Source organism: Sulfitobacter sp. HI0027 (assembly GCF_001634775.1).
In the GTDB taxonomy this organism is placed as follows: domain Bacteria; phylum Pseudomonadota; class Alphaproteobacteria; order Rhodobacterales; family Rhodobacteraceae; genus Sulfitobacter.
The window spans coordinates 1-232 of record NZ_LWER01000102.1 but is presented as its reverse complement, the minus strand read 5'-3'; the positions used below and the strand labels follow the sequence as shown (position 1 = coordinate 232).

The following is a 232-nucleotide window of genomic DNA, read 5'->3' as shown; positions in this document are numbered from 1 at the left end:
ACGCGCGCAGCTATACCACCAAAGACGGTTTCGTGACCGATGCCTTCTGGATTCAGGACAGCGAAGGCAACGCCTATGAAGCGTCGCGTCTGCCGCGCCTGCGCGACACAATCGAAAAGACCCTGCGCGGTGAGATCGTCGCCCGCGATGCGCTGAAATCGCGCGATAAGGTCAAGAAACGCGAACGCGCTTTCAAGGTGCCGACCCATATCACTTTCGACAACGAAGGGTC

1 protein-coding gene is annotated in these 232 nt (G+C 58.6%); it reads left to right on the top strand.

All coding sequences use genetic code 11. The features are described from left to right. Positions 1-232, top strand: a 232-nt coding sequence (locus tag A3722_RS05535; RefSeq protein ID WP_150120447.1) for a hypothetical protein, incomplete at both ends; no start/stop codon positions are given.